The organism is Bradyrhizobium sp. AUGA SZCCT0160 (assembly GCF_018130105.1).
GTDB lineage: Bacteria > Pseudomonadota > Alphaproteobacteria > Rhizobiales > Xanthobacteraceae > Bradyrhizobium.
Genome location: NZ_JAFCMD010000053.1, coordinates 1 through 3,270, shown reverse-complemented (window position 1 = coordinate 3,270; position 3,270 = coordinate 1). Strand labels below are relative to the sequence as shown.

The 3,270-nt window shown below is 61.2% G+C and carries 5 protein-coding genes and 2 pseudogenes; 5 read left to right on the top strand and 2 right to left on the bottom strand.

From position 1 onward, the window contains the following. The 4 genes and pseudogenes from JQ558_RS37785 to JQ558_RS36875 form a co-directional block, all read left to right on the top strand. Nucleotides 1-96: pseudogene (locus JQ558_RS37785) on the top strand (chemotaxis protein CheW); the annotation flags it as partial. A gap of 26 nt (nucleotides 97-122) precedes the next feature. Then, complete coding sequence (locus JQ558_RS36885) at nucleotides 123-512, top strand: response regulator (RefSeq protein WP_212214454.1); 390 nt, start codon at nucleotides 123-125, stop codon at nucleotides 510-512. A gap of 32 nt (nucleotides 513-544) precedes the next feature. After that, on the top strand, nucleotides 545-1,405 hold the full coding sequence (locus JQ558_RS36880) for a protein-glutamate O-methyltransferase CheR (RefSeq protein ID WP_212214457.1): 861 nt from the start codon (nucleotides 545-547) through the stop codon (nucleotides 1,403-1,405). 3 nt (nucleotides 1,406-1,408) lie between these two features. Continuing rightward, nucleotides 1,409-1,732, top strand: a complete 324-nt coding sequence (locus JQ558_RS36875) for a PilZ domain-containing protein (RefSeq protein WP_212296725.1) — start codon at nucleotides 1,409-1,411, stop codon at nucleotides 1,730-1,732. Between the two features lie 177 nt (nucleotides 1,733-1,909). Here the strand turns inward: JQ558_RS36875 and JQ558_RS36870 are convergent, their stop codons facing one another. Then, complete coding sequence (locus JQ558_RS36870; RefSeq protein ID WP_212296724.1) at nucleotides 1,910-2,269, bottom strand: hypothetical protein; 360 nt, start codon at nucleotides 2,267-2,269, stop codon at nucleotides 1,910-1,912. Between the two features lie 152 nt (nucleotides 2,270-2,421). On the opposite strand from JQ558_RS36870, the gene JQ558_RS36865 reads away from it, so the two are divergent. Beyond that, entirely contained in the window at nucleotides 2,422-3,060 is a 639-nt protein-coding gene (locus tag JQ558_RS36865) for a response regulator transcription factor (protein WP_212001077.1), read from the top strand. 67 nt (nucleotides 3,061-3,127) lie between these two features. Here JQ558_RS36865 and JQ558_RS37780 read toward each other — a convergent pair. Then, nucleotides 3,128-3,270: pseudogene (locus JQ558_RS37780) on the bottom strand (IS630 family transposase); the annotation flags it as partial.

Sequence of the window (3,270 nt, the reverse complement as noted above, 5' to 3'; positions counted from 1 at the left end):
CTCGCCGGCGGCGTCCACCGCCTCGACGGCCAGCTCATGGTCGTCCTCGATGTCGATCGCGTCCTCGAAATCGTGCCCACCACACTCGCAGCATAGAACGATCGGCATAAGGAGGTCGAAAAATGAAAACATGTCTTGTCGTCGATGATTCCGGTGTCGTGCGTAAGATCGCGCGCCGCATCCTGGAAGAGATGGGCTTTGAGATCACCGAGGCTGAGGACGGCGAGAAGGCGCTCGAAGTCTGCAAGCGCGCGATGCCGGATGCCGTCCTGCTCGACTGGAACATGCCCGTGATGGACGGTTATGAATTCCTCGGCCATCTGCGCCGACTGCCCGGCGGCGATGCGCCCAAGGTGGTGTTCTGCACCACCGAAAACGGCATGGACCATATCTCGCGTGCGCTGCATGCCGGCGCCAACGAGTACATCATGAAGCCGTTCGACAAGGACATCGTCGCCGACAAGTTCAAGGAAGTCGGCTTGATCGAAGTCACCGAACCGACACCCGTCTAAATCCTTTTCCGCTTGCCGTTGAGAGGCCACCCGTGACCCCGCCAGACTATGAGTATCTGCGTAAGCTCTTGAAGGATCATTCCGGTCTCGACCTGTCCGCAGACAAGCAGTACCTGATCGAAAGCCGCCTGCTGCCGCTGTCGCGCAAATGCGGCCTCGCCGGCATCAGCGAACTCGTGCAGAAAATGAAGGGCGGGGCGCCAGCGATTGTCGCCCAGGTGGTCGAAGCCATGACCACCAACGAGACCTTCTTTTTCCGTGACAAGGTGCCGTTCGATCATTTCCGCGATTCGATCATGCCCGAGGTGCTGAAGGCACGCGCGGCCCGCAAGAGCATCCGGATCTGGTGCGCCGCCGGTTCGACCGGTCAGGAGCCGTATTCGCTGGCCATGTCGCTGAAGGAAATGAGCGCGGCCCTCGCCGGATGGCGGATCGAGATCATCGCGACCGATCTCTCCCAGGAAGTGCTCGAGAAATCCAAGGCCGGCATCTACAGTCAGTTCGAGGTCCAGCGCGGCCTGCCGATCCAGATGCTGGTCAAATATTTCAAGCAGAACGGCGAGCTCTGGCAGATCAATGCCGACATCCGCGCCATGGTGCAGCACCGGCAACTCAACCTGCTGCACGATTTTTCGCAGCTCGGGATGTTCGACGTCATCTTCTGCCGCAACGTTCTGATCTATTTCGACCAGGACACCAAGATCAACATCTTCGGCCGCCTTGCCAAGTCGATGGAAGCGGACGGCTTCCTGGTGTTGGGCGCGGCGGAGACGGTGGTAGGCTTGACCGATGTCTTCAAGCCATTTCCGGACAAGCGTGGGCTCTATCGGCCGAACGCAGCGCGGGCGGCAACGGCAGCGATGCCGAAAATCGCGGCAATGGCGGGGCGTTGAGGAATGTCCGAAGAGAACAAGGCAGCCGAGCGCGTCACGTTCAGCCGGGGGTACGACGTCTGCATCATGGCGATTGACGGGACCTGGCGCCGCGATTGCCAACTCAACTCGATCTCGGATACCGACGCCACGTTGACCGTGGAAGGCTCCATTCAAGGCCTCAACCTCAAGGAGTTCTTTCTGCTGCTGTCGTCGACCGGGCTCGCCTATCGCCGCTGCGAACTGGCCCGCGTCAACGGCACGGACATGGACATTCACTTCCTGCGCGGCAAGAACGGCAAGAAGCGGCCGGGCGCGGCGTCGAAGTCCGATGAGATGATGTCCTGAGCGTCTAGCTTCCGCACCGAACCGCCGGTCAGGCGGTGAAATCACCGATTGCCGAAAAGTCGGGGCAACATCCGGCACGGGATGGCGGCAAACGCCCGCCGGCACAGGCTGGCCGGTTCGATGTCCTCTATTTCAGATGGCCGTATTGGGCTGCTGCGGCACGGCGCCGCTGTTCGCTTACGCGCTGAGAACCGAAAGCGCCGGCGAACTCCAGACATAATCGCTGGCGACCTGCTCCGGTGCATTGGACGGTGTCATGGGGTCTAGCAGCGAGTGGAGAGCGATGGCAAGATTGGCGTCACAGGCCCTCAACGCCGCGGTCGCCCTGACATAGGGCGGCGTCACATCATCCAGCACAACGATATCGGTGGAGATGTCCTGGCTGCCGGACGCGGTTTCGCGGGCGATCTCCCGTTCGATCAGCCTCAGGCTCGCCTGGACATGCTCAATCAGGGATATGACATCGGACACCACCGAGCGGTACGCGTTACTTCGGTCGTCAGGTTCGATCGCGATGCCGCCGCCTTGGGGGTTCATAGCTGCACTCCTCGGACTACTTTTTAGGGGCGCGTTGCTACTTGTGCGTTAAGCCAACGTCCCGTACAAATACGGGGGCGTTTTGATGCGGTATGGAGTTGAGTACCGATATCGAGTGCGCGTCACGTTTCACCATGCATGGAAGATGAAACATGGCTGAGAAAGCCCACTCCCGCGGGGAGATCTTTGTAGTCGACGACGACCCCGCCGTTCGCGACACGCTTTCCATGGTGCTGTCGGCGGGCGGTTATCAGGTCATCTGTTTCGCCGACGGCGCCGCATTGCTGGCCGTTGCAAGAACCCGGACGCCGTCCTGCATCCTGCTCGACGTGCATATCCCCGGCAAGTCGGGCCTCGACATCCTGAAGGAACTGCACGGCGAGGACTATCCTGCGCCGATCTTCATGATCTCCGGGCAAGGCGACATCTCGATGGCCGTCAACGCCATCAAGAGCGGCGCGCTGGACTTCATTGAAAAGCCGTTCCGTGGCAGCGAGATCGTCGCACGGCTCGACGAGGCGATCGAGGCCTATGCGCGCCGGCAGGCGGAAAACAACTCCGCGTCCCGGATCGCGACGCTGCATTTTCCCGGGCGCGAACCGCTCACCCGCCGCGAACGCGAGGTGCTCGAGCAGTTCACCGCCGGCGCGTCCAACAAGGAAGCGGGCAGGCATCTCGGGATCAGCCCGCGGACCATCGAGGATCATCGCGCCAACATCATGAAGAAACTCGGGGCACGCAACGCCGCCGACCTGGTCCGGATCGTGATGACCACGTCGCGTCAGGCGTGAGTGGACGGCGACGGCGCAGCTTTCGCGAGAATTCGCGGCAGCTGTAGGCCGCTAGCGCGTGATGGCATTAGGTTCGATAGCCTGAGTTTTTGAGGTAGTTGGCACATTCTTCTGAGGTGAAGGCATCGAGTGAGCAGCCGATTGCGGCGCAGACCGCGTCGACAGTTCGCGCGGCAGCTTTGCGGACCAGATGCTTGAGCTTGGCAAAGA

Excerpts from the sequence above, each read along its gene's own strand:
- JQ558_RS36885 (WP_212214454.1), top strand. The coding sequence starts at position 123 with ATGAAAACATGTCTTGTCGTCGATGATTCCGGTGTCGTGCGTAAGATC.
- JQ558_RS36875 (WP_212296725.1), top strand. The coding sequence starts at position 1,409 with ATGTCCGAAGAGAACAAGGCAGCCGAGCGCGTCACGTTCAGCCGGGGG.
- JQ558_RS36870 (WP_212296724.1), bottom strand. The coding sequence starts at position 2,269 with ATGAACCCCCAAGGCGGCGGCATCGCGATCGAACCTGACGACCGAAGT.
- JQ558_RS36865 (WP_212001077.1), top strand. The coding sequence starts at position 2,422 with ATGGCTGAGAAAGCCCACTCCCGCGGGGAGATCTTTGTAGTCGACGAC.